2 protein-coding genes are annotated in these 919 nt (G+C 35.1%); both read left to right on the top strand.

Annotated elements, in window-relative coordinates; translation table 11 throughout:
* Positions 1-42: 42 nt before the first annotated feature.
* A complete protein-coding gene (locus GMD6S_RS09600) occupies positions 43-537 on the top strand; it encodes an Imm6 family immunity protein (RefSeq protein WP_000999424.1) in 495 nt (164 codons plus the stop codon).
* A gap of 32 nt (positions 538-569) precedes the next feature.
* Positions 570-919, top strand: a 350-nt coding sequence (locus GMD6S_RS09595; protein ID WP_000958199.1) for an Imm6 family immunity protein, incomplete at its 3' end; no start/stop codon positions are given.

Raw genomic sequence — 919 nt, 5'->3', positions numbered from 1 at the left:
AGTGGATCACCAAGTTAGTTTTTAGTAATAGAAGGAAAACTGATGAATGATAATAGAAATTTATTGCGCTTCTTACAGGAGTTGATGTACGGTCTTGTAGATCTTATCAGTGAGAAAGAATATCAGGAGTTTGTCCTTGATTCCTTAAAACTTTCAAAACAGGAGCTTGATAAAGAGAGTGATTTTTGCCCAGATATTTTATATAATCGACTGGAAAATATAGACGAGCAGGATATCTTGACATTTCAGGTATTGGATAAGAAAACCAATCCACTAGTATGGAACTGTATCGCTAATTTCTTTGTTTTAGTTTGTCACTATTCATATATTGCTTCGGAAGAAATCTACCTACCACAAACGATTGAAAGTGTCGACGAGGACATACTTGAGGTTCTTTCCTTAAGTTACAAACAAATTCTAGCTGAAAATAGGGAACTTATTTCACAAATAACTGGACCAGAATTAGAAGGATATCTAAAGGATGATCTCGTTAAAAACTACTTTGGACCACTATTTTTATCTGATGAGAACGAATAGGCCATTCGTTCAAGCATAGATCAGGAGAGGATATGCTTACTAGTTATTTTATGTTGATTTTTGCTGAGGCAATTGCGAATCGTATGGAAACAGAATATACTTCACATATTCGAACCGCCTTGGATGCATGTTGGAGTTTTTTGGAGAATAGAGATAAAAGGGGAGAGGAACTTTATCGCCTTTTAGATGATGGGACAGACTTCAGTGGAATATTTATCTACATGCAATTAGATGAAAATGAAGCGAATGGTCTCTTGTGGGACAACATTAGTTATGTAATAGGTGTGACTGCTAAAGAAGCTTTTGAGTTTGAAAATAAGAAAGAGCTTCCTTCTCCCTTAGAGAACATTGAACCAGAACTACTTGATGTCTTTATTGATAA

The sequence above is a fragment of the Streptococcus sp. GMD6S genome (genome assembly GCF_000297015.1).
This window is presented reverse-complemented; position numbering and strand designations above follow the sequence as displayed.